This is a genomic window from Phocaeicola faecicola (genome assembly GCF_013618865.1).
In the GTDB taxonomy this organism is placed as follows: Bacteria; Bacteroidota; Bacteroidia; order Bacteroidales; family Bacteroidaceae; genus Phocaeicola; species Phocaeicola faecicola.
This window is the reverse complement of sequence record NZ_JABSOE010000153.1, coordinates 1-1,092: the sequence shown is the minus strand read 5'-3', so window position 1 is coordinate 1,092 and position 1,092 is coordinate 1. Positions and strand designations below refer to the sequence as shown.

General features: G+C 52.9%; 1 rRNA gene. It reads right to left on the bottom strand.

The window, feature by feature from the left end:
* Positions 1-1,092, bottom strand: a 23S ribosomal RNA gene (locus H3001_RS19080); the annotation flags it as partial.

Genomic DNA, 1,092 nt, shown 5'->3' with positions numbered 1-1,092 from the left:
GCACAGCCCTGTGTTTTTGTTAAACAGTTGCCTGGACCTATTCTCTGCGCCCTCTCTTGCGAGGAGGGACCCTTTATCCCGAAGTTACAGGGTCAGTTTGCCTAGTTCCTTAACCGTGATTCACTCAAGCGCCTTAGTATATTCAACCCGACTACGTGTGTCCGTTTGCGGTACGGGTACCCGTGAAGTTAAGTTTAGCGGATTTTCTCGGCAGTATGCTTGCCCGCGCTATTGGCGCGTCCCGAAGGACTTGCCATACTCTCAGGTTCGGCTCTTTCCACGGATTTGCCTGCGGAAATCAGCGCCTACACCCTTTAACCGGCTATTCCGTCAGCCGGCGGCGGTATCACTCCTGCGTCCCCACGTCACCCTCACGGGTAGTAACGGAATATTAACCGTTTCTGCCATCGGTCTCGCCGTTCGGCTGAACCTTAGGACCCGACTTACCCTGATCCGATTAGCGTTGATCAGGAAACCTTAGTCTTTCGGCGAGGGGGTTTCCCACCCCCTTTATCGTTACTTATACCTACATTTGCTTTTCCATACGCTCCAGAGCAGCTCGCGCTGCGCCTTCGACGCCGAATGGAATGCTCCCCTACCAATCATTGCTGATTCCACGGCTTCGGCAGACAGCTTATACCCGATTATTATCCACGCCCGATTCCTCGACTAGTGAGCTGTTACGCACTCTTTAAATGAATGGCTGCTTCCAAGCCAACATCCTAGCTGTCATAGCAATCAGACTTCGTTAGTTTAACTTAGCTGTCATTTCGGGGCCTTAGCCGGTGGTCCGGATTGTTCTCCTCTCGGGCACGGACCTTAGCACCCATGCCCTCACTCCCGGGGTCGAACTGATGCGCATTCGGAGTTTGTCAGGACTTGATAGGCGGTGAAGCCCTCGCATCCAATCAGTCGCTCTACCTCACATCAGTAATCCTCGAGGCTGCACCTAAATGCATTTCGGGGAGTACGAGCTATCTCCAAGTTTGATTAGCCTTTCACCCCTACCCTCAGCTCATCCAGAAGCTTTTCAACGCTTATTGGTGCGGACCTCCATCTGGTGTTACCCAGACTTCATCCTGGCCAAGGGTA